Raw genomic sequence first — 24,428 nt, forward strand, 5'->3', positions numbered from 1 at the left:
TTTTTAGGTGGATTTATTAATGTAAACGTAACCTTTTCGACCTACCCTCATCTTTAAATTTGGAGACATATAAGAAGAACTCAATACTTTGTATATGTCATTTTTTACAGAACAGGATTATTATCAACACGAAATCGGAAGAAAGCCTTCGTTAGGCATTTTTCATTTGATTATTCATGCCAAAATAATAAATCATGTATAAGAAGTTTACAGACGAAGAACTTGTTGACTTACTAAAGTCTGGCAAGGATAAAGCTTTTGATGAACTTTATTTTAGATACCGTGATATACTGGTTCGTTTTGTATATCTCAGAATGAAGTCGGTTGCTATTTCAGAAGAAATTGTTCAGGAAGTTTTTACCTCTATTTGGGAACGTCGTAAAACGATTGTCATTCAGAAAAGTTTTGCTGCTTATATCTATACTTCAGTGCGTTATATGACTTTGGATTATATCAAATCGTACGCCGTTTCGGATCAATACATACAGGAAGTTTTAGAGAAAAACACTGTTTCGTACGGCAGTCAGAATGCAACAGAAGATGCTGTTTATTATGAAGAATTGCAAAAAGCGGTTGATAAAGCAACCATGCTGCTGCCAAAGAAATCCAAAGAAGTTTTTATTCTCAGCCGTATCAAACATTACAGCAATAAAGAAATCGCAGATGAGCTCAATGTATCAATTGAAACCGTTAAGTATCATATTACTTATGCGTTGAAATTTATGCGTACTTATTTGGGCGAATTCAATTAAAAGGAAATTTCAAAATGTAAGGTGCAGCTTTTTCTTAACAAAAGCGTAACCTGCAGCGCCTACCCCAAACTACGATTCCCAAGACTTACTATTATAGACATAAAGAAATTATAATGCCTGAAAATTCAAATAACGAAATCAAAAATTTTTTAAACGGAAAGTATTCTCCAAAAGGACAAGAAATGTGGAATAAATGGTACGACCGTACAGATGATTTTTTTGAGAATATGGAAGCGATTCAATCCGATCGTTCAAAACTAAAAAAAGAATTACGACATATAAAGAATACAAACCAAGTGATAACTCTTCATTATAAAAACTGGGTGGTTGCCGCTTCTTTAGTTTTCTTAATCGGATTGTCGGTTTTTTTCTATCAATCCTCAAATTCAATTGAAAATACCCAATTAGCAGTAAAACTGGGAGAGCATGCGCAAATAACCCTAAGCGACGGAACGCAGATTTGGCTAAATGCCGGGAGTATTTTAAAATATCCAAAAGAATTTAAAGGAGATACAAGAGAAGTTTTTTTGAGTGGCGAAGCTTTTTTTGATGTGGCCAAAGACAAAAAACATCCCTTTATTATTCATACCAATAAAATGGACACCAAAGTACTCGGAACAAGTTTTAATGTTCAGGCTTATCCAGAACAGACTACTCAGGAAGTTTCGGTTTTAACGGGAAAAGTGAATGTAAAATCAACCGTTACAGACGAAAATGTGTATGTCACTCCGGGACAAAAGGTAGTTTTTAAATCTCATAATAATAAGCTTCAGGCTTTTAAAGATATTCCAGTAAATACCATTTCGCTTTGGCGAAAAAATATTATGGTTTTTGAAGAAACACCTCTGCCAGAAGTCGTGGCAACCATAAACCGCAATTATAATGTGGCAATTGAAGTCAAAAACAAAAATCTAAATGCTTTAAAGATAAGCGCCTATTTTAAAGAACTTTCTGCTGATCAGGTAATTGGTTTGGTGTGCAACATCATCAATGCCGATTATAAAATGGATTCAGGAATTTACAAAATAGAGTAAGTCTTTAGGCATCAAAAATAAAACTACGTAGCATCCTTAAATAAACAAAAACAATCAACTAAATCTAAAAATTATGAATGAAAAACAAAAGCGGTATGCCCAAAAATCTCAGAGCATAAAGGCAATAGGAATGAAGTTATTCCTGTTTATGACTTTGTTTTTTGCGACGCTTACAGTAAACGCCGGAACTGTTGACATTAACAAAAGAGTGACACTAAAAGTTGAAAATGAAAGTATCAAAACCATTTTTCAAAAAATAGAAAATCAGGTTGATGTGCATTTTATGTACGAAAGCAGCCAGATCAATACCAATCAGAAACTGAGTTTAAAATTGAGCAATGTAACGCTGGAGCAAGCGTTGGATAAAATCTGCGGTGCTGCACTACGATATGAAATTGTGAGCAATAATATCGTGATCAAGAAAAATCTAAAAGTAGCCGATCAGAACAAAATTATTATCTCTGGAACGGTGTTTAGCGGAGACGATAATATGCCTTTGCCAGGTGTTGGAATTAAAGATAAAGGTTCTAACGCAACAGCTGCAACCGATTTTGATGGAACATTCAAAATGGAAGTTAATGCTTCAGAGGCGACTTTAGTTTTTTCTTATGTGGGTTATGTAACACAAGAAGTTAAAGTGACAAGTACACAAACTATTACAGTAAAATTAGCTGCTGATGTAAAACAGCTTCAAGAAGTAGTTGTAATGGGATACGGAAGTGTGAAAAAGAATGAGGTTTTAGGAGCTGTTGGTTCCGTTTCTATGAAAGAAACTTCCAGCAGAACCTATAACAATGCAGGCGAATTATTGCAGGGAACTGTTGCGGGTGTAACGGTTATTAATGATGGAGGAGATCCAACTGCTTCACCAACAATCAACATTCGTGGTATTGGATCTTTAAATGCTGAAACGCCGTTAATTGTTTTGGACGGAATTATCTACAGCGGTTCTTTAAATACTATAAACCCAAATGATATTGCTTCGATCAGTGTTTTGAAAGATGCGGCTTCTGCGGCAATTTACGGAGCTAGAGCTTCTGGAGGGGTAATTTTAATTACTTCTAAAAAAGGAGTTTCAGATCGCATCAATGTCAATGTAAATTATCAGGGAGGTTTCCAAAATGTAGCTAAAAAGCTTGATGTTTTAAACGCAGCAGAATATGCTGATGCTATGAATATTGCAAGAGATAATGCTAAACTACCTAGAATTCCTGCCTTTGATACGGCATTTGAACCAACTGCAAGAACAACAAAAACAAACTGGATGGATGAAATTTTCCGTACAGGACAAATCAATGATTTATCGATTTCGGTAAACGGAAAAACAGAAAAAACGAATTTCTTCCTTTCTGGAAGCTATAGAAAAAATGAAGGTATTTTGCTAAATACTTACGGAGAACGTTATACAGTAAGAGCCAATTCTTCTTTTAAACTGGCTGATAATTTTACCATTGGAGAAAACTTATCATACTCTTTAACAGACGGTCAAACGGCGAATACAGCAAATGCTTATACAGGAGCAATTTTGGCAGCCATTTTTTATCCGCCAAATGCTACAATTTATAGAGAAGACGGTTCTGGACAATTTGGAGGAGTTCCGGAAAAATATATTGGTTCTTATGGAGATGTTGTAAATCCTGTGGCTTATCTAAAAAGATTAGATAACAAAAATCCAATTTCTACCATTTTGATTAATCCTTATGCAGAATGGGAAATTGTTCCGGGATTAAAAGTAAAATCAAATTGGGGATATACTAGAATTCAGGATAATGCAAGCGATTTTACAGTTAAAGTTACAGAGCCTGGAAAAATATTTGATTTCAACAGATTGACTCTTAAAAATATAACGACTACAGATTTATTAAGCGAGCAAACTATTTCTTATGAGAAATCATTTGGGAAACATAATTTAAAAGCTTTAGCAGGTTATACTTATCAGGAAACTAAAAGAGATTTCTACACCGTTGAAGGAACTGGTTTTGATAACGAAGATCCATCTCAACGTTATTTATTGAATGCAAAATTAATTCAGCAGACAGCAGCAGGAAGATCAGATGAAATTATTTCTTCTTATGTAGGAAGAATTAATTACGACTTCAACCAAAAGTATTTACTTTCTGGAATTGTTCGTCGTGACGGAACTTCAAAACTTTTACAGGATAACCGTTGGAAAGTATATCCTTCAGTTTCTGCGGGTTGGTTAATTTCTGAAGAAAGTTTTATGAAAGGTATAGAACCAATTGTAAGCAATTTAAAATTACGTGCAAGCTGGGGACAAATTGGAAACTTAGGAAACCTTGGACCATACCAGTTTAGCGTGCCTTTGGTGCAGACTCAGGCTTTAATTGGTGCAACTCCAACTATTAATTATGGTTACGCTGAAAGCGAATTATCAAACCCTAATTTGAAATGGGAAAGTTCTGAGCAGACTAACATTGGTTTAGATTTTACCATGCTGAACAATAGTTTAGTAGGATCTGTGGATGCTTATGTAAAAACAAACAAAGACATGTTGGTTCGTGATCAATTACCTGGAGTTTCTGGAACGCCTCAGGGAAGAATTGTAAACTCTGGAGATGTTGAAAACAAAGGTATTGAAGTTAGTTTAACGTATCAAAAAACTCGCGGGGAATTCAAATTTGATGTAACTGCAAATGCTGGATTCCTAAGCAATAAAATTGTTTCTATTAAAGATGATTTAACTTCATTAGAGCCTTTAAACTTAAGCAGAGTTCGTAGTTTGCCTTTAGCTAATATTTATCAGGTTGGAAGTCCGGTTGGTGCTTTCTATGGATATGCAACAGATGGTTTGTTCCAAAGTGATGCTGAAGCAAAAGCGTATGTAAATGCAAATGGTGTGGCATATCAGCCAAATGCAGTTGCGGGAGATATTAAATTTAAAGATGAAAATGGAGATGGTGTAATCAACAACAGCGATAGAGTAGTATTGGGAAGTCCGTTTCCAAAAACAACATACAGCTTAAATGCTAATTTTAGATACAAAGGATTCGATATGAATATCTTTTTCAACGGAGCAGCAGGTAATAGTGTTTTCAATGCTGTAAAACATACAGGTCTAAATGCTTCTTTCCCAGGATATAATTTATTGGCTGATTCTAAAGATGCTTGGTCGCCAACGAATACCAATACTAATGTTCCGGTTCTTTCTTCAACAGACAACAACAATAACTTCGGTCGTATTTCTGATTTGTATATCGAAGATGCTTCTTTCTTACGATTGAAAAACGTATCAATTGGTTATACCGTTAAAGAAAGCTGGTTGAATGGAAAAGCGAAATTAAGGTTCTTTATTTCAGCACAAAACTTATTTACAATTACAAAATATTCTGGAATGGATCCTGAAGTGGGTCTTAGAAACTTCGGAATGGATTTAGGAAAATATCCGCTTTCACGTATTTACATGACTGGTGTTAATGCCACTTTTTAAAAAATAAAAACAATTACAATGAAAAAAATAAGTCTTTTATTATTGAGTTTTGTGCTTTTAATGGGCACTTCGGCTTGTGAAAGTGAACTTGATGTTATACCGCAGGGAGCTCCTTCAAGCGGAAATTTCTGGAAAACTCCAGCAGATGCAAAGGCAGGAGTAAATGCTATCTACGCTTTGTATTCTGATGATAATATGTACGGTCGTGGTTTCTTTTGGCTGAATAATGCCAGCGACGATATTGGAACAAAACCAAGACAAAACGCAGAACGTATTAAAAACTTTATTGTAGACGGAGCAGAATCGGATACTAAAGATATCTGGAGAATTCACTACGAAATCATGAAAAGATGTAACGATGTGATTCGTAACATTCCAAATATTCCTTTGGACGAAAGTACTAAAAACGGAATGCTGGGAGAAGCTTATTTTAATCATGCTGTAATGCATTTAGAATTGGCTTATCATTATGGAGACGATCGCGCTGGAATTCCAATTCAGGATAGAGAAAATTTTACGAATGTTTATGTTCCTCGTGCAAAAAATGTGGCTGAAAACTACGCTTACATCGCAGCCGATTTAATCAAAGCAGCTGATTTATTACCGTATTTCGATCAGCTTACACCAGACAATTACGGACGTGCGCACAAAACTGCGGCTTGGGCTTATTTGGTTCGTACGTATTTGTATGCAAAAGATTGGGACAATGCTATAAAATATGCCAACATGATTGTAGCAAGTGGTAAACACAAATTGCTGGATAATTTTGAAGATGTATTTAAAATTAGCAATAACTGGTCTACAGAATATATTTGGGCAGTAACTTCAAGTGCACAAAATACGTCGTTGGGATCTATTTTTCCTGGAGTTTGTTTAGAAGATAAAGGTTGGGGAGTTTACAACGGCTGGGGAAATTTTTATCCAACAAAAGAATTGTTTGATACGTATGCTCCAAACGATAAAAGAAGAAGTGCTACGATTCTGCAAAAAGGAGACAAGTTTGTTTATTTTGGACAAGAAGTAACTTTTAACGAAGGAAACCACATTGTAAGTTCAAGTAACAGAACAGGTTATCAGTTTAAAAAATATATGGAGCCGTTTAGTTATCCAAAAACAACATCGGGAGCAGTTGATATTCGTTATGTAAATGCCAACGGAGATAAACCTTCGACAGCTTTAAATGTACCTCTTTTACGTTATGCAGATGTGATTTTGATGTTAGCGGAAGCGAAATTAATGAAAGGTCAGAATGCAGATACAGAAATTAATATGATTCGCCACCGTGCAGGTTTGACCGATCTTTCCGGAGCAACATTGACCGATTTAAAAAGAGAAAGAAGATGCGAATTGGCAGGCGAGTGGACAGACCGTCATTTCGATTTAGTACGTTGGGGCGATGCAAAAGAAGCTTATGCAAAACCATTGCATCATTATGATGGAAGCGTTATTTATCCTGCTCGTAATTTTAATCCTGCTATTCATCATGTTTGGCCAATACCGCCAGACGAGATTGCAATTAGTAAAGGAATGCTGCCTCAAAACCAAGGCTGGTAATCAATTATTTCATTTGTGTTTTTTTAGTTTTTTTACGCTGCAGCCTTTTTGTTAGGAGGCTGCGGTTGTAAAAAATTATGAAAACATTTTTTTTTGCAACATACTAAAAAGTAACCTACGACTTTTTGGTATTTAATTTATTTTCAATGAAAAAAATAATCACCCTTTTTTGCCTTCAATTTTGTGTTTGTATCCAAGCACAGGAATACAGCTCTTCTAATATTCATTCTCATAATGATTATGAAAGCAAACTGCCATTTTATGGTGCTTACTCTAATGAAACTGGTGTTATTGAAGCCGATGTTTTTTTAGTAAATAATGAATTGTTTGTAGCTCATACGTCAAAAGAAATTGCTTCTTACAATACTTTAAAAAGTATGTATTTGGAACCGCTTTCGGCTAAATTGAAAACGTTGCAGGGAAAAGCCTATCCAAGCAATAAACCTTTGATTTTAATGATTGACATTAAGTCGGATGCTGATTCAACTTTAAAAGTGATCACGCAGCAGTTAAAAACCTATCCTGATATTATTTCGAATAAAAATATTAAAGTGGTCATTTCCGGAAACAGACCTTTGCCGTCTCTTTGGGCAACGTATCCGAATTTCATTTATTTTGATGGAAGGTTAAACGAAAATTATACTGCGGATCAATTAGCCAGAGTTGAAATGATCAGTGAAGATTTGCATGAAATTACGGTTTGGAATGGTAAAGGTGCTTTGACACAACCCGATTCTGAAAAAATTCAGGCAATTATCAAAAAAGTGCACGATCAGAATAAGAAGATTCGATTCTGGGCAACGCAGGATAATGTGAATACGTACATGACTTTGATGAACCTTAAAGTTGATTTTATCGGAACTGATAAAGTTGCTGAATTGACACAGTTTATCAACAGCATTAAAACGACATTTTACCAGAATAAAGAATTTCATCAAGCTTATGTTCCTAAAAATTCTTTTAAAAACAAACGCCCAAAAAATGTGATTCTTTTGATTGGAGACGGAATGGGATTAACACAAATCTATTCGGGTTATACGGCAAATAAAGGGCAATTGAATCTTTTTAATATTCCAACCCAAGGATTTTCTATTACAAATTCATTTGATAGCTATATTACTGATTCGGCTGCTGGAGGATCTGCAATGGCAACAGGACATAAAACCAATAATCGCTTTATAAGTGTAGATGAAAAAGGAAAAACACTTACATCGCTTACAGAACAATTAGTTAAGAGAAACTATAAAACAGCCATTATTTCAGCTGGAGACATTACAGATGCTACTCCAGCGGCTTTTTACGCACATCAGCCGGAAAGAAGTTTAAGCGAACCTATTGCAAATGATTTCTTGGCAAATCCTTCTGATATTTTAATAGGAGGTGGCCAAAAAGCATTTACAGCTCGAAAAGATGGTAAAGATTTGTCTAAGGCATTAATTGAAAAAGGGTATACCTTTTCAGATAAATTCGCAAGTTTAGATACGATCAAAAATAATCGATTTGTAGTCTTAGAAGATGCCGCAGTGGTTTCTATGAAGAATGGAAGAGGAGATTTTTTAACCCAATCTTTAGCGAAAGCGACTAACACTTTTTTAAAAACAAAAAATCCGTTTTTTATTATGGCCGAAGGTGCACAGATTGATTACGGAGGACATCAGACTAACGTTGAATATGTAGTTCGTGAAATGCTGGATTTTGATAAATTGGTAGGACAGGCAATGGAATTTGTAGACAAAAATCCTGAAACACTTTTAATTGTAACTGCCGATCACGAAACAGGCGGATTATCTCTAATTGATGGAAGCATCGAAAAAGGATATGTTCACGGAAGCTTTAGCACAAACGATCATACTTCAATTCCGGTTCCTGTTTTTGCTTACGGGCCTGGAGCTGATAAGTTTATGGGAGTGTATCAAAATACTGCGATTTATGATAAGATAATGGAGCTGCTTTCAACTAAATAAAGTTGTATTGGCTTTTGGGGTAAAATTTGAGGTAAGCCTAGTCTTTTTTAACTTTTTTCTACAGTTTTAAATAAATTTCGCCTTAGTTATTTGTACCAGAAAAGGTATTGAGTTCAGGATCGTTTTTGATTGGAAGTCATATATAAAATCATTATGATTTTAAGATTTTTCATCGTTTTAAGTTTTTGAATTAGTAAAAAAACTTGTAGCTATCAATGAAAACCTAAAAGAGCTGTCTGAAGAGGCAGCTCTTTTTAATTAGGATTATTATGTATCTTGGAAAAATAAAAAACAAGTTTATCTTAAGATTTAAAACTTATGCAACTGTTGTAAGTGGTTGATCAGGTTTTCTGCATCTTTGCTTAATTTTTTTTCTACATCAATTTTTAAGAAATCATTTTTTCTAATAATTATGACTTTATGCTGAGTTAATTTTTGGTTGAGACAAATCAGTGTAAGAATCAATATGATTAAAGCTATTAGTAATGATTCTTCAGAAGACTTTAGGATATTAAAGATTGTAATTGCTGCTAGCAAAACGACATAATTTAAACTGAATGTTTTTCTTTTGATAAACCTAATGTTGATAATGTTTTTTAAAGGAATGGTCTGCTTTTTATTTAAAATCAGCAGGCTGATACGATCGTTATAAATTTCTCCGAAATTATTTTGATAAAGATCCTGCATGGATATTTTTTAATAAGTTTTTGCTATGATTAAATGAAATAAAAATTATTTTATATCATCAAATTCTCTAAACAAAAAAACGATAATGAGATTACCGAAATTAATACAATCTTTTATTTGCCAATAATTTGTCCCTTTTTATAGTTCAATTACTGGCTTTAATGCCAGTAATTGAATTTCTATATCTATTGATTGGTTATTTATAATATAACCGATTTTAGATTATTGATACTGATTCAGTTTATTCCAGGCAGAATAATAAAGAATCATAAGGCTTCCCCCAAAAAAGCTAATCAATATCTTCAATAGAGTTGTTTTACAACGATTGCAAATTTGGTAATGTTTTATGAGTTTTATAGACCGGTAAAGAAGTAATATATTCTTTATTGAGGAATTATTTCCTTTTAAAGGTTTTTTGTTTTTTTCCTATTATAATTTAAAGTATAGATAAGTGATGCTCTATAAGCTCTTTTAGTTCACCGAATACAAAAGGTTTTTTTAAAAATTCTTTCACTCCTAAGCTCCAACCCATTTTTTTGTCTTTAGGCTCAATTTTAGCGGAAAGAAATATAACCGGAATATACGAATATTGAGATTTGATATGCTGCTCCATAAAACCATAGCCATCAAGTTTTGGCATCATAATATCGCAAAGAATAATATCAGGTTTAAATTCTTTGACCTTCTCTAACCCGTCTCTTCCATCTTCTGCTGAGCAAACGATATGGCCAACAAAAGAAAGCAACTCGCAAATTGTAATTCTTAATGTTTCTTCGTCATCAATAATTAATATTTTAGCCATATTCCTTTTATTTTTTTCTTTGGTAATTTTAGTGCTGTGCAAACTTTTGAATTAAATACGAGGAACGACTTCTTTTGGATCTTATGTAATATCCAAATAATCAAAAAAACTCCTTTAATAAATTAAGAACACATATTTTTCTAGTGTATTAACAAATTTAAAAATAGCTTATAAAGTATTGGAGTATGAGGGGTATACTAACTTAACTGCACTAAACAACAAACTAATGCCTTAAAATAAATATTAGATTAATCTTAAATGCTACGTAAACTTAGATTAATAATTTAAAAATACAAAAGAAAAAGTTAAAATATTATTTTTTAATTGTAATACTTATATCACAAATTTTGTTTCATTTCTGTGAAAAATAGCTTAATTTGTTAAATTTGTACGTATTGTGTGTTGACAATACATGAGATCAATTGTCTTAATGGTCTTTTAGACAATAAGATACTTTGTCCTCAATTTAAACGTAGTAATTAAAAAAGGATAATTAGAATAATAATGCTTTACAGATTTGTGTACAATTAAGAGCTGTGAATTTAATTTTTTTTTTATCATTAAACTGAAAAATTATTTAATAATAGAATTAATGTAATGGTTTTTTGTTTTGAATAGAAAAAAAATACCGTCACAATTTATACTATGAGACGGCTGCTTTTATTTTTTAAACGAAGATCTAAAATGTTTAATTGTTTTCTGTTTCAATAGATTTTATGTAATCACGTGGAGTCATATTGAGATATAATTTGAAACTGGTTGAAAAGTAGGATAATGAACTGAATCCGGTTTGGTCAACTATGTATTTGATATTCCTTTCCCCTGAACGAATTAATTTAACAGCATAATCCAGTCTAAATTCCCTAATATACTGACTGGCATTTTTGTGGGTTAATTTCCGCACTCTTTTGTCCAGTGTTGATTTGCTGATGGCAAGATCTCCGGCAAGCTCATTCATGTCAATATTGGTTTTCATTTTTTGAATTAAAATTTCATTTAATGAGGTAATAAAGTCCTTTTCAGACAGTCTAATTGTAACTTTAGAAAATGGATCAGGGCTGAATTTTTTTTCAATGTTATTTTTAAGAAAAATTAAGTTGTTGATTTTATAGATTAATTCTTGTACTTTAAAGGGTTTTATAATAAAATCAGTAACGCCGTTTTTAAGCTGTTTAAACTTTAAATCGTCATCAATATTGGCAGTAATCATAATAAAAGGGATTACATTAAACTTGTTGTTTTTACGAATTTTAAAGAAGAGCTCTTCTCCGTTAAGGTTAGGCATTACCATATCACAAATAATAATATCAGGAATATTTTTATTCAGATACAACAGAGCTTCCGGACTGTCTTTGAAATAGATTACATCAAAATTATTTAATTTTAATATTTCTGATATAGTGGTTCCCAGCACTATATCGTCTTCAATTATGGTTAATTTAGTGGTTTGTTTTGTCATTGGTTTAATTTATTTTAAATCATTACGGTTATTTTTTAGATTATCAGTATTATTTTGAAAATAAAGCACAAAATGTAATACTTTTAGTTTCTTATTTGAAAAATTGATAAAAACAGATGAAAAAACTACTGTCGTATGTTTCTAAAATCAATAATCATCTATTGGAATGCTCAACCATAGATGACGCTTTAAATTTGTGTATTAGAGATATTGGTTTAGAGCATAACATGGATAGATGTTACGTTCTAAAACATAAAAATAATAGCGATTTGTTAGGTTTGGATTATGCTTACGCTTACGAATGGTGTAATAATGGTATAACATCTTATATTCATCATTTTGATGTAAGTAAAAGTCTTATTAATGCATTTTTATCTATCGATACTATTTTATCCAGAGATAAATTAAGATTTGGGATGGGTAAAGATATTGATAATAAATTACTAAAAAATATTTTCGAAATACGGGGGGTTAAATCTTATTTTTTTGCGCCAATTTTTTCTGACAATATATTCTGGGGATGGATTGGGCTTGAAGACTGTACCAACGAACGAATTTGGGAAGAGGATGAAGTTTCGGTGTTACAGACCATCATAAAAAGCTTAGGAATTCGTCTTAGCCAAACTGCAACTGTATCCAAATTAGAGAGAACTATAGAAAAATTTAATTTTTTTATGTCAAGCTCAAATCAGGCAATGTGGGAATTTGATATTGAAACTGAAAAAACAAATTTTAGTTTAAATTGGTTTGGAATATTAGGATACACTCCTGAGGAAATACATGAAATTCCAAATTTCTGGGCAAAAGTTTTTTCTGCTGCTGATCATGAAAAGATTCTAAGTGATTTTAAAGATTTTGTATCTGGAAAATTGGAGCGTTTTGAAGGCAACGTACGAATTATTCATAAAAACGGAAATTCTATTTCTGCAAGATATTCAGGTTTGTTAAAACTAAATAAAAACGGAATACCCAAAAAAGTTATAGGAACCTATATGGATATTAGTGAACTAGTGGAAAAAGAAAAACAATTAATGCTGTCTGAAGCCAAATACAGATTTATTGCCGAAAATACAACAGACTTAATCTGCCAGCATTCTAAAGACGGAAATTTAGTATATGTTTCCAGTTTGTCAAATGATGTAATAGGTTATGATTTTGAAGAATTGATTCATAAGTGTCCCTGGGATTTTATTCATAAAAGAGACTTGGGGAATATTAAAAAATATTACCATTCTATTGTTAAGAATCAACAAATTGAAACTATTACATTTCGATTTAAGAAAAATGACGGCACATATATCTGGCTGGAAACTGCAACAAAGGTTATGCTGGATTCGGAAAAAAACATCATAGGTTTTCAAACTTCCAGCAGGGATATAAGTAAACGTATTAAAGCAGATAAGGAAATGAAAGCAGCCTTTTTGAAAGAAAGGATGTTTAATGAATTAAAGTCGAATTTCGTTTCTATTGCCTCACATCAGTTCAGAACTCCTTTGACTGTTATTTATTCTAATGCCGAACTGTTGGAGCTAAAAATAAATCATCAGGAAAAAGAATTGCCTAATGACTGTAAAGTTATTATTTCCAGAATAAAAAACGAAGTAGAGAGAATGACTGAACTGATGAATAATATTTTAGTTTTTGGAAAGCAGGAAGCGAAAAAAATTGAAAAAATAATTCAGCCTATAGATCTCAATGAATTTATTGAAACATTAACAAAGACTTATTTTAATAAAGATAGTGGTTCCAAAATCAGAGTGACAAAGATAGGAGAAAAAAAAATCTTTTTTTCTGATGAATCCCTCCTTGTCCATATACTCACAAATGTTATTAATAATGCATTTAAATACTCAGTTGGTAAACCTGATCCTGAACTGATTATTAGTTATTTAAAAAATAACATTGAAATACAAGTTGTAGATTATGGCCTGGGAATACCCAAGAAAGATATTCCAAATCTGTTTACTTCGTTTTTTCGGGCTTCCAATACCAACTCAATTATAGGTTCCGGATTAGGCTTAGTTATCGTTAAACAATTTACCGAATTTCTAAATGGTAAAGTAGAATTGAAAAGCAAAGAAAATTTCGGAACAACAATTAAATTGACATTTCCTTATGAGCACCAATAAAATTCTACTTGTAGATGATGAACCGAATGTTAGGGAAACCATAAAGGAACTCCTTGTCTTTAAAAATTATGATGTAAGAACTGCTGAAAACGGGCAGGAAGCTCTGGATCTTTTAGAATATTGGATTCCTGATTTAATATTATGTGACATGGTTATGCCGGTTATGAATGGAACCGAGCTACATGAAAATATAAAAAACAACGAATCTTTGAGACTCATTCCTTTTATCTTTTTATCAGCAAAAAATGAAATGGATTTAATACAAAAGTGTTTGTTAAATGGCGCAGATGGTTTTTTAACTAAACCATTTAAAATTAATGAACTAACCCTTGTGGTGTCAGCCGGACTTGAAAGATTTGAAAAGAATAAAAATGTAAAGAGTAATTTACAATTAGGAAAAAAAAAAAGACTTTCGAAGTTAACTAAACTACTGATGTCAATCTATTTTTCTTAATTTATTGAAGTGTAAAAAGAGCAGAGACACTGAGGTTTCTTCTGTTAAATTTAATCCTGAAAGAGCCTTTCAACTTCCTATTTTAATTCTATGCCATTTTTTTTTAAACAGTGCGTACTATTTTAGTTTTTAAAATGATGTTTTTATTTATTTGTTGCCATAAATAAACGGTTGGGAATTATACTATTATCAAATACATTTAATCAAATTATGAACAAAATTGTTTCTCAGAATATCAGAACCATAAGGGAAATGAAAAATCTTACCAGAGATTTTGTTGCTGGTGAATTGGAAATGACTTACAGTGGTTATGGTAAAATTGAAAGAGGTGAAATTGATATAACAATTTCTAAAATATCTAAACTGGCAGATATTTTTGGAATTTCAATTTCTGATTTATTATTTTTTGACGTGTCGTATTTTTTTAATACTGATGCAGAAGATAAATTTGATGGACAATCTGGAAGTTTCAGTAATTCTGGAGTAAGAACATTGAAAATGCCAAGCAGTAGGCTTTTGGATTTTCAGGTAAAAAAAGTGAAGAATAACGTATAACTTTAAGTTGTAAGTTTAAAGGAGAACCGCTGAAAAAATGAGGCGGTTTTTTTGTTATTAATTTGGAAGTGAAAGAGACTGTTCATGATAGACAGTCTCTTTTTTTATTTTCTTTAGATTAAGATCCGATTCCTTGGTAAACAAATCCTATTTTTTGCAGTTCTGTTTTGTTTAGTATATTTCTTCCATCAAAAACAAAAGCAGGTTTTTGCATGGCGTCATAAATTCTCTGCCAGTCATACTCAATAAATTCTTCCCATTCTGTAAGCACAGCTATAGCATGAGCACCTTGACAAGTCTCATAAGCATTCTCAAATGATTTTATGCTTGCTGCATTTTCTGCAGCTGATCTGGTTTCTAAATAATCCAAGTCGGCTAAAATTTTCTTTTGATTTACTTTAGGGTCGTAAACACAAACGCCAGCCTGCTCATTTATTAAATCATCTGCTACATAAATGGCTGCAGATTCTCTCGTATCATTAGTATCTTTTTTAAAGGCCCAGCCTAAAAAAGCAATTTTCTTGCCGGCAACAGTGTTGTAAAGCGTTTTTACAATCTTGTCAGCAAATCTTTTTTTCTGGTGGTCGTTCATTATAATTACCTGTTCCCAGTAATCTGCCGTTTCATTCAGTCCGTAGGATTTAGCAATGTAAACTAAGTTCAAAATGTCTTTTTTGAAGCAAGAACCACCGAAGCCAACTGATGCTTTAAGAAACTTTGATCCAATTCTGGTATCCATTCCTATTGCTCTGGCCACTTCGTTTATGTCAGCTCCTGTTTTTTCGCAGAGTTCAGATAAAGCATTGATGGATGAGATTCGCTGTGCTAGAAATGCATTAGCAGTCAATTTTGATAATTCGGAAGACCATACATTTGTAGTTAATATCTTGTCCTGCGGCACCCAGTTTGCGTATATGTCGACTAAGGCTTGTATGGCTTTTTGCCCTTCAGGAGTCTGATCGCCTCCAATTAATATTCGATCGGGATTGAGTAGATCTGATATGGCAGTTCCTTCGGCAAGAAATTCAGGATTAGATAAAATTTGGAATTGGACACCATTACCTGTATTATCAAGAATACTTTTAATAGCTTCAGCAGTTCGTACAGGAAGGGTTGACTTTTCTACTACAATTTTATTGTCTTTTGCCACTTTTGCAATTTGTCTGGCGCATAATTCAATGTATTTTAAATCTGCCGCCATTCCTTTTCCTTTTCCATAAGTTTTTGTGGGAGTGTTTACAGAAATGAATATAATTTGAGCTTCTTCAATTGCCTTTTCTACGTCATTAGAAAAAAACAAGTTTTTCCCTCTTGTTTCTGCTACAACACTACTTAAGCCAGGTTCAAATATTGGAATATTATCTGTGTTTTCATCATTCCAGGCATCAATTCGTTCCTGATTTAAATCGACTACTGTAATGTTGAGGTGTGGACATTTTTGTGCTATAACTGCCATGGTAGGTCCGCCGACATATCCGGCTCCAATGCAGCATATTTTAGTGATTTCCATTTTATCTGTTTTATAGTTTTTAAATTATTCTAAAAGGATATTTTCCTGATTATTTAATGTGCTGTTTTTTAATAAGGAGTAGTTCTTTTCGATGAGTAGCTTTTACAGCTGTATTTATGAAAGAATCAATCGTTTTATTTTCTTATTCTAAAAGTATAACGATGCAATTTTAAAAGATTATAAAAGTAATTTCTGCTGTTTTTTTTTGCTTCCTTTAAAGAGTTATATGTTCCAAAATCAGGTTTTATTGTCTTTTACAGTTTCTGTGTTGCCCTTTCGTTTGTAGTAATTTTGTTGCTGTAGAGTTTTAGTTTTTTGATTCTTTGTAAGAAGTGAATGATGAGATTTGGAATGCTATTTTTAAGTCTTTTCTATAAGAATTACCGGCTCTGACTTTTATAATTTATAATGTTTTTTTAGATAGTTAAAATGTAACTATCTACGGGGAACCCTTGTTCAGTTTTATTTTTTTATTGTTTTCTGCATGTTTTACCTACGCTCATACAAAAACAGTTTTTTTATATTTTAATCTAAATCAATTATGAAAACAGGAATAACATTTAGTGCCTTTGATCTGCTTCATGCAGGTCACATTAAAATGCTGGAAGAAGCAAAATTAAATTGTGATTATCTTATTGTTGGACTGCAGACTGATCCAACTCTTGACCGACCAGAGAAGAATAAACCGAGTCAGTCAGTTGTAGAACGTTACATCCAACTCAAAGGATGCAAATTTGTAGATGAAATAGTTCCTTATGCTACAGAACAGGATTTAAAGGATATCCTACAGTCTTTTCAAATTGATGTACGTTTTTTGGGAGACGAATATAAAGACAGAGACTTTACAGGAAGAGCGTATTGTGAAGAAAAAGGAATAGAGTTCTATTTTAACACACGAGATCATCGTTTTTCAAGCAGCGGTCTTCGCAGAGAAGTTTTTCAATTGGAACTTTTAAACGGAAATAAATGATTGCATCAGCTACTATAGTTCATGTTGTTTTAACAGGCGGTGTTGGCAGCAGATTATGGCCTCTTTCTCGTAAAACAAAACCAAAACAATATCTTGATTTGTTTGACGGATGCTCCCTCTTGGAAATGACAATTGATAGAAATAAAAGCATTGCTGATAGATTAATCATTGTTGGCAACGTAGAAAATCATGCCCTGAGTTGCAAAGTGATGGAGAAATTTTCTCTTGATCATTCGCATATTGTTGAGGCGGCACCGAGAAACACTGCTGCAGCGATTGCCTTTGCTGCTTTTCAGTCTAAAGAAGAGGATGTTTTAATTGTTACACCTTCAGATCATATTATTAATGGAGAAGAAGAGTATTTGGCAGCACTAAAACAAGCAGTCGAAATTGCAGAGAACGATTATCTAGTCACTTTTGGCATCAAGCCATCAAAACCTGAAACTGGATATGGTTATATTGAGTTTGAAGGAAATCATGTATTGGCTTTCCATGAAAAACCGAGTTTAGATAAGGCTTCAGATTTTTTAGAACAAGGCAACTTTTATTGGAACAGCGGTCTTTTTTGTTTTAAAGCTGGAGTATTTCTTCAGGAACTTCAAAAACAGGAACCAGAAGTTTACAATAAGGCAAAAACAGCTTGGGAAGCCAATGATTCAGGATTTTTAGAGTATGATTTGTCTATGCAGATTCCTTCTATTAGCATTGATTATGCCGTTATGGAACGAAGTTCTAATATAAAAGTTGTGGCTTCACAGTTTGACTGGTCAGATCTTGGATCGTTTGAATCAGTTTATGATTATTTAGTAAAAAAAGGCCATCAAGCCGACGCTAACGGAAATATTCTAATAGGATCTGCCATCCATACTTCTTTTATTGGGGTAGAAAATTGTCTTTTAGTTCATACTCCCGATGCTTTTTTGGTAGTAAAAAAAGAAAATTCGCAAGAGGTAAAACAAGTTTATCAAGAATTGGAAGCGGCAAATTCTCCACTGCTTTAGAATATAAGCTACAATTAAATACAAAATTATTACAACATCAAAAATATTATGACCAATACACCAAAAATAGCTTTAATAACCGGAGTTACAGGACAAGATGGAGCCTATTTAAGTGAATTTTTACTTAAAAAAGGGTATATAGTACACGGGCTTAAAAGACGTTCTTCTTTATTTAATACGGACCGAATCGATCATTTATACCAGGATCCGCATGTAGACAATCAGCGTTTTATACTCCATTATGGAGAGATGACTGACAGTACCAATTTAATTCGTCTGATTCAGGAAATACAGCCAGATGAGATTTACAATCTTGCCGCGATGAGTCATGTTCAGGTATCTTTTGAAGTGCCAGAGTACACAGGTAACGCTGACGGATTAGGAACTTTAAGAATTTTAGATGCTGTCCGTTTGTTAGGACTGGAAAAAAAGACGCGTATTTATCAGGCTTCTACATCTGAATTGTATGGAAAAGTGCAGGAAGTTCCACAGACAGAAAAGACACCATTTTATCCACGTTCTCCTTACGCTGTGGCTAAAATGTATGCCTACTGGATTACAGTGAATTACAGAGAAGCTTATGGAATGTATGCCTGCAATGGAATTCTGTTTAACCATGAATCACCAATTCGCGGGGAAACTTTCGTAACCAGAAAAATTACCCGTGCAGTATCGCGTATTGCTTTAGGATTACAGGAAAAATTTTATTTAGGAAATCTGGATGCTCAAAGAGACTGGGGACATGCCAAAGATTATGTCCGTATGATGTGGATGATTCTGCAGGCCGATGAACCGGAAGATTGGGTAATTGCTACAGGAACAACTACAACAGTTCGTGATTTTGTCAAGATGAGTTTTGCTTATGTCGGGGTCGAAATTGAGTTTAAAGGCAACGGTGTTGATGAAAAAGCTTACGTAGCGGCATGTAATAATCCTGATTTTCAAATAGAAATTGGAAAAGAAATCTTAGCGGTAAATCCTCGTTATTTCCGTCCTACGGAGGTGGAATTATTAATTGGTGATGCTACAAAAGCAAATACTAAATTAGGATGGGTGCCTGAATATGATTTACAGGATCTGGTAAATGATATGATGCAGTCTGATATAAAAATAATGCAGAAAGACCATCATTTAGAGGAAGCAGGATATCAAACAATGAATTATTACGAGTAAAATGAATATAGATAAAACTTCCAAAATATACATTGCAGGTCATCGCGGTATGGTGGGATCTGCAGTATGGAGAGCGTTGGAAAACGAAGGTTATCAAAATTTAATCGGACAGTCAAGCAGTGAGTTGGATCTGCGTGACCAGCAGGCGGTTCAGGGATTTTTTGAAAAAGAGAAACCGAAGGCAGTTATAGATGCAGCCGCAAAAGTAGGAGGGATTTTGGCAAATAATAACTATCCCTATCAATTTATTATGGAGAATATGCAGATTCAGAATAATTTAATTGATACTGCTTTAAAATCCGGAATAGAGAAATTTATTTTTCTTGGCAGTTCTTGTATTTATCCTAAAATGGCGCCACAGCCTATTCAGGAAGATTATTTATTAACAGCAGCATTGGAACCGACTAATGAATGGTATGCCTTGGCAAAAATTTCGGGAATCAAAGCTTGTCAGGCTGTTCGTAAAGAATTTAATAAAGACTATGTAAGTCTAATGCCGACTAATTTGTACGGGATTCACGATAATTTCGATTTAAAAAGCTCACATGTTTTACCAGCTATGATCAGAAAATTTCATGAAGCTAAGGTAAATGATCATGCAACAGTAACACTTTGGGGAACAGGAAATCCTATGAGAGAGTTCCTTCATGCAGACGATATGGCTAAGGCTGTAGTGTTTGCCTTAGAAAATAGGTTGCCGGATTATTTATACAATGTTGGATCTGGTCAAGATTTAAGCATTAAAGAACTGGCATTGATGATTCAAAGCATTGTAGGACATCAAGGTAAAATTATCTGGGACTCTTCTATGCCTGATGGGACACCTCGAAAATTGATGGACAGTTCAAAAATGCAGCAATTAGGTTGGAAACAACAGATTCATCTTAAAGATGGAATTGCAAAAACATACGAATGGTTTTTAGCCAATGCTGAAAATATAAAAGAAGTTTCAATCGGCTTGTAATTGAATTATGTGTTTCGTTTAGCTGTTCCTTAAATAAATTAGGAGAATACATTTTTCAATGGCATAGATTAAATAAACAATCAAAATAAAAGTGAAAACTAATCATTTTCCGTTCTTAAACCGCCTCAAATCACTTGAATACGCATGAATATTTTAGTATAAATTCAATTTAACAATTAAAAGTTATGGATGCAAACAGAGTAATGGTTTATGATAAATTTCATTATTTCTCAAGGTTTTTGAAATATGAGTTTAAGGATATCAATTTTGTTGCCGGGCATAAAGCAGATATTCTTTATGGGCACGAAATGACAGATGATCTTTCATTAGTAGTTTTTGTTTTTTATTCGGAGAATGATTTGATCGATCTTTTAAGGATTAATTCATACGGAATTCCGGTATTGGTCTGTAATCATTGTCCGCAGTTCCTCAATAAATTTAAAAACATACAAAATATTGAAGTTTTAGAATGCCTGGATACAAAAAGGGGATTTAGAAACGATCTTCGACTGCATTTTGAGGAAAAATTTAATTTGGTTGATGAACAGTCAGTATGTAAATAGAAAAACGTACAGCTTTATTTTTTAGTAAAATTAGAAGAAATGAACAAGCTAAAAGAGAGAAAGAGAATCAGCATCAGTGATTTGAAAGCCGTAAACAAAAATTTAGAAAGTTTTGCTTTCAGAGTATCACATGATCTCCTTTCACCAGTTAATGCTTTAAAAATGCTGGTTTCTTTAATAGAAGAAGAAACTCAGGAAGAAAGCACGATTGAATATATACGAATGATAAAAGACCGCGTAGTTCATCTAGACCAGACGATTCGAAACAATCTAAAAAACTCAAAAGCCGATTATCCGGAACTTCAGATCACAAAAATTCCACTTGAAAAAACGGTTGCAGACGCAGCTGAAATTTTTTCTAATGAAATCAAAACTTTAGGAATTCATTTTCAAGTAAACATTAAAGAACAAGAAGCCTTTTTTTCAGATAGATTCAGATTAAATACAGTATTAGAAAATTTGATAGGTAATGCTGTAAAATATCACAATAAAGAGGTTGTTGGTAAAGTGATAGTTGTAGAAGGTTATTCAGATGGCAATACGCTTAAAATTTCTGTTTCCGATAATGGGATTGGGATTGCCAAGATGAATCAGGACAGAGTATTTGATAAATTTTTCAGAGAATCCAATAGTTCTGAAGGATACGGAATAGGATTGCATATCGTAAAACAAACCGTTGAAGCCTTGGAAGGTACTATTAATGTGAAGTCTGCTCAAGGAAGAGGCAGCTGTTTTATTTTAGAATTAAGAAACTTTAAAAATCAAAATTAATACTTTAAAAGGGAATGAAACAGTTGTTGTATATAGCGCCAGTGATAATTGATTTTGAAAAATTAAATGGGGTGTCAAAAAAAATACTAAATCAATATAAAGTTTTTAGTAAATCGTATAATGTCACGCTAATCTCTTATGGCCCAGACTGTCTTTATTATCTGAATAATAGTTTTTTTGAAACGATTCCTTTAGAAAAAGCCAATCGAAGACTCAAAATGTATTCTTTTATTGATAAAACTCTTTCGGTAAACAATTACAGTTTTATTTACACCAGATACCATTTGTGTGATTTTTTGTTTCTCAATTCCCTGAGAATCTTAAGTAAAAAAAAGAGCAAAATTGTTATTGAGATCCCTACGTTTCCTTACAAGCACGAACTGCTGAAATGGAAGGGAGGAGCAATGCGTTATTTCATAGATGCTTCTTCTAATTTTTTGCTTAGACTTTATGTTGGTCGAATTGTTACGTATTCAAATGATCATAAGATTTTTGGTATAAAAACCATAAATACCATGAATGGAGTTATTTATGAAAATGTTATTCCAGTGGAAAAGAGAATTTACAATGCCAATGAAATACATTTAATTTCGGTATCTCTTACCATGAGTTGTCATGGTTACGACAGGTTAATTGAAGGATTAAACGAGTATTACCAGCTTGGAGGCGATATTAATTTTGTCTATCATTTAGTTGGAGAGGGAGATGAAATCAAAAAGTATCAGGAATTAGTAGCGAAATATGGCATTGAAAAACATGTTTTATTCTACGGTTTCAAAAGCGGGAATGATTTAGATGCGCTTTATGAAAAGGCAGATCTTGCTGTAAATTCAATAGCAATACACCGAATTGGTTTAGAGACAGAAAGTACAATAAAATCAAAGGAATATGCCGCTAAAGGACTGCCTATGATTTCTTCTTATGTTGTGGATGCTTTTTCAATTCAGGACAATGAAAAATATGTGCATCAGATAAGTCCTGATGAAAGTCCTGTTAACATTTACGGACTTATAGAATTTTACAAAAAAATGTACCAGAATGCAGATCGTAATATTTCGGAAGAAATCAGATCAGCCTCTCAAAAAAGATGTGACATGTCTGTTACGCTTCAAGGTGTTGTTGAGTATTTTAATGCAGCAGTTTAAGTTTGAAAAATCATAATTATATTACAATTGGATTAGCGCTGCTGGGTATAATCGAAAGTTATTATATCTATAACCAGCCCATTGCCAGGAAAGGTCTGGAATTACTGTTCCTAATTCCTTTGTTTTTTACCGTATGCATTTCCATTTACGGCAGTACAATACTTCGGTATCATAAGCAGGGAATAGGACTTAAAATTTATTACAGCATTGTTGTGGTTCGATATCTTATTCAGCCCTTTTTGATCACGCTTTCAGAAGGAAAATTGAATTTCAGAATGCCTGAAGCCAAAGCTGCTTCGTATGATATTGCAGTGCTTATTTATGGAATTGAATTATTTATTGCCTGCATTGCCATAAAAAAATGGTTTTCTATTTACATAAAAAAATATCGGAAGAAAGATATTTCACATAGACAGCTACCGCTAAATTCCTACGGAAAACGAGTGCTGATTGTTTATTTTTTATTCCTTTTAGTCCGATTTAATTCCTGGATGCCGGGACTGAATATATTAGCATTAAAAGAATCAGTTTCTAAAGTGGCAGTTGTATTTGATGCTACGATTTTTAATAGTATAAAAATCTTTATTTTCATTCTATTGCTTGCTGAGGCAAAAAAATATACTAGAAACAAAGCTGGTTTTCAGTTGTATTTTGGTTTAGGTGTTATTGCCGCCATCTTTAATTTTATATCTTATTTTGGAAGCAACCGTTCGCTGATATACGAAACAGCGATTGCTACAATTACCATTTTGATTGTAAGTTATCCGCAGTTAAAAACAAAGATTTTGGCAATATTGCTTCCGTTTGCCATTGTTATTATGGTTTTGTCTTATGCAAATAAACAATTTGCAGAAGATAATGCAGGAACTTTAGAAAGTGGCGATTCCAACGTGGTAGTTTCCAATTTTATTGAGGAGTATGCCAATGGTTTATGGACTGTTGCGCGTTCTTATCAAGCTTCGATAGGTATCAGCGCTGCAAAGTCAAATGAGGCTTTGATTAAAGATTTTTCAGATGGACTTTCAGGTTTATCAGATTTACCAGGATTTAAGACTTTGTCCAATAGTCTGAAAGAGCTGCGTTCTTCTTCGGATGTTTTTAAAGATTCATTAAAACAAAGAGATGACAGGGGACAGATGCTCTCGCTTTCAGGAGGTTTTTTAATTATAGGAGGCAATCTGCTGGGTTGGCCGGCTCTGATTTTAGGGAATTACATTATGATTATGCTTTTAGTAAGAATGGAAGCCGCTTCTAAAATTGTTCAGGATCTATACTATAAATACATGTACATCTGGATGTCCATTCTTATGGGATTAGTTCATTGTTATTGTCTGCAGACCATTATTTTCTGCTGGAGTAAATACATACTTTTTTATTGGCTTGTCTTGTGGGTAAATCGTATGGGAGTTTTAAAACGAAACAAATATAGGAGAGCAGACGCTCGTGTAGAGAATCTAAATTATAACTGGACAGCTGGGTCTATTGTCTAAAAA

General features: G+C 33.2%; 20 protein-coding genes. 16 read left to right on the top strand and 4 right to left on the bottom strand.

Annotated elements, in window-relative coordinates:
- The first annotated feature begins 194 nt into the window (after positions 1–194).
- From ACFS3A_RS25225 to ACFS3A_RS25245, 5 genes are all read left to right on the top strand, one after another.
- On the top strand, positions 195–752 hold the full coding sequence (locus ACFS3A_RS25225) for an RNA polymerase sigma-70 factor (protein WP_379828325.1): 558 nt from the start codon (positions 195–197) through the stop codon (positions 750–752).
- A gap of 113 nt (positions 753–865) precedes the next feature.
- On the top strand, positions 866–1,786 hold the full coding sequence (locus ACFS3A_RS25230; RefSeq protein WP_379828326.1) for a FecR family protein: 921 nt from the start codon (positions 866–868) through the stop codon (positions 1,784–1,786).
- 73 nt (positions 1,787–1,859) lie between these two features.
- Positions 1,860–5,234, top strand: coding sequence for a TonB-dependent receptor (locus ACFS3A_RS25235; RefSeq protein WP_379828327.1), 3,375 nt, complete (start codon positions 1,860–1,862; stop codon positions 5,232–5,234).
- 18 nt (positions 5,235–5,252) lie between these two features.
- Positions 5,253–6,788 carry a RagB/SusD family nutrient uptake outer membrane protein gene (locus ACFS3A_RS25240; protein WP_379828328.1) on the top strand — a complete coding sequence of 512 codons (1,536 nt, stop codon included), beginning with the start codon at positions 5,253–5,255 and terminating at the stop codon, positions 6,786–6,788.
- Positions 6,789–6,934: 146 nt separating this feature from the next.
- A complete protein-coding gene (locus tag ACFS3A_RS25245; RefSeq protein WP_379828329.1) occupies positions 6,935–8,752 on the top strand; it encodes an alkaline phosphatase in 1,818 nt (605 codons plus the stop codon).
- 309 nt (positions 8,753–9,061) lie between these two features.
- Here ACFS3A_RS25245 and ACFS3A_RS25250 read toward each other — a convergent pair whose 3' ends face one another.
- From ACFS3A_RS25250 to ACFS3A_RS25260, 3 genes are all read right to left on the bottom strand, one after another.
- The gene (locus ACFS3A_RS25250) at positions 9,062–9,439 is read right to left on the bottom strand and encodes a hypothetical protein (RefSeq protein WP_379828330.1); all 378 of its coding nucleotides are present in this window, start codon (positions 9,437–9,439) and stop codon (positions 9,062–9,064) included.
- 436 nt (positions 9,440–9,875) lie between these two features.
- Positions 9,876–10,241, bottom strand: a complete 366-nt coding sequence (locus ACFS3A_RS25255) for a response regulator transcription factor (protein ID WP_379828331.1) — start codon at positions 10,239–10,241, stop codon at positions 9,876–9,878.
- 688 nt (positions 10,242–10,929) lie between these two features.
- Complete coding sequence (locus ACFS3A_RS25260; protein ID WP_379828332.1) at positions 10,930–11,700, bottom strand: response regulator transcription factor; 771 nt, start codon at positions 11,698–11,700, stop codon at positions 10,930–10,932.
- Positions 11,701–11,816: 116 nt separating this feature from the next.
- Here ACFS3A_RS25260 and ACFS3A_RS25265 point away from each other — a divergent pair, with 116 nt between their 5' ends.
- From ACFS3A_RS25265 to ACFS3A_RS25275, 3 genes are all read left to right on the top strand, one after another.
- Complete coding sequence (locus ACFS3A_RS25265; protein WP_379828333.1) at positions 11,817–13,829, top strand: sensor histidine kinase; 2,013 nt, start codon at positions 11,817–11,819, stop codon at positions 13,827–13,829.
- The gene (locus tag ACFS3A_RS25270) at positions 13,816–14,283 is read left to right on the top strand and encodes a response regulator (protein WP_379828334.1); all 468 of its coding nucleotides are present in this window, start codon (positions 13,816–13,818) and stop codon (positions 14,281–14,283) included. Before ACFS3A_RS25265 ends, ACFS3A_RS25270 begins: the two co-directional genes overlap by 14 nt.
- Before the next feature lie 210 nt (positions 14,284–14,493).
- Positions 14,494–14,838 carry a helix-turn-helix domain-containing protein gene (locus ACFS3A_RS25275; protein WP_379828335.1) on the top strand — a complete coding sequence of 115 codons (345 nt, stop codon included), beginning with the start codon at positions 14,494–14,496 and terminating at the stop codon, positions 14,836–14,838.
- 118 nt (positions 14,839–14,956) lie between these two features.
- On the opposite strand, the gene ACFS3A_RS25280 is transcribed toward ACFS3A_RS25275, so the two are convergent.
- Positions 14,957–16,348 carry a UDP-glucose 6-dehydrogenase gene (locus ACFS3A_RS25280; protein ID WP_379828336.1) on the bottom strand — a complete coding sequence of 464 codons (1,392 nt, stop codon included), beginning with the start codon at positions 16,346–16,348 and terminating at the stop codon, positions 14,957–14,959.
- A gap of 541 nt (positions 16,349–16,889) precedes the next feature.
- On the opposite strand from ACFS3A_RS25280, the gene ACFS3A_RS25285 reads away from it, so the two are divergent.
- The 8 genes from ACFS3A_RS25285 (at position 16,890) to ACFS3A_RS25320 (ending at position 24,425) form a co-directional block, all read left to right on the top strand.
- Positions 16,890–17,318 carry an adenylyltransferase/cytidyltransferase family protein gene (locus ACFS3A_RS25285; RefSeq protein ID WP_379828337.1) on the top strand — a complete coding sequence of 143 codons (429 nt, stop codon included), beginning with the start codon at positions 16,890–16,892 and terminating at the stop codon, positions 17,316–17,318.
- The gene (locus tag ACFS3A_RS25290) at positions 17,315–18,319 is read left to right on the top strand and encodes a mannose-1-phosphate guanylyltransferase (RefSeq protein WP_379828338.1); all 1,005 of its coding nucleotides are present in this window, start codon (positions 17,315–17,317) and stop codon (positions 18,317–18,319) included. Before ACFS3A_RS25285 ends, ACFS3A_RS25290 begins: the two co-directional genes overlap by 4 nt.
- Before the next feature lie 48 nt (positions 18,320–18,367).
- Positions 18,368–19,492: a GDP-mannose 4,6-dehydratase gene (gene gmd, locus ACFS3A_RS25295; RefSeq protein WP_379828339.1), complete on the top strand. Its 1,125-nt coding sequence runs from the start codon at positions 18,368–18,370 to the stop codon at positions 19,490–19,492.
- A gap of 7 nt (positions 19,493–19,499) precedes the next feature.
- Entirely contained in the window at positions 19,500–20,456 is a 957-nt protein-coding gene (locus ACFS3A_RS25300; protein WP_379828377.1) for a GDP-L-fucose synthase family protein, read from the top strand.
- Between the two features lie 185 nt (positions 20,457–20,641).
- Complete coding sequence (locus ACFS3A_RS25305; protein WP_379828340.1) at positions 20,642–21,019, top strand: hypothetical protein; 378 nt, start codon at positions 20,642–20,644, stop codon at positions 21,017–21,019.
- A gap of 39 nt (positions 21,020–21,058) precedes the next feature.
- Positions 21,059–21,790 (top strand): sensor histidine kinase, encoded by a 732-nt coding sequence (locus tag ACFS3A_RS25310; RefSeq protein ID WP_379828341.1) that lies wholly within the window; start codon positions 21,059–21,061, stop codon positions 21,788–21,790.
- 71 nt (positions 21,791–21,861) lie between these two features.
- Positions 21,862–22,935 (top strand): glycosyltransferase, encoded by a 1,074-nt coding sequence (locus ACFS3A_RS25315; protein WP_379828342.1) that lies wholly within the window; start codon positions 21,862–21,864, stop codon positions 22,933–22,935.
- Between the two features lie 2 nt (positions 22,936–22,937).
- Positions 22,938–24,425, top strand: coding sequence for a hypothetical protein (locus ACFS3A_RS25320; RefSeq protein WP_379828343.1), 1,488 nt, complete (start codon positions 22,938–22,940; stop codon positions 24,423–24,425).
- Positions 24,426–24,428 lie beyond the last annotated feature (3 nt).

It is taken from the genome of Flavobacterium notoginsengisoli, assembly GCF_042686225.1.
GTDB classification, from domain to species: Bacteria; Bacteroidota; Bacteroidia; order Flavobacteriales; family Flavobacteriaceae; genus Flavobacterium; species Flavobacterium notoginsengisoli.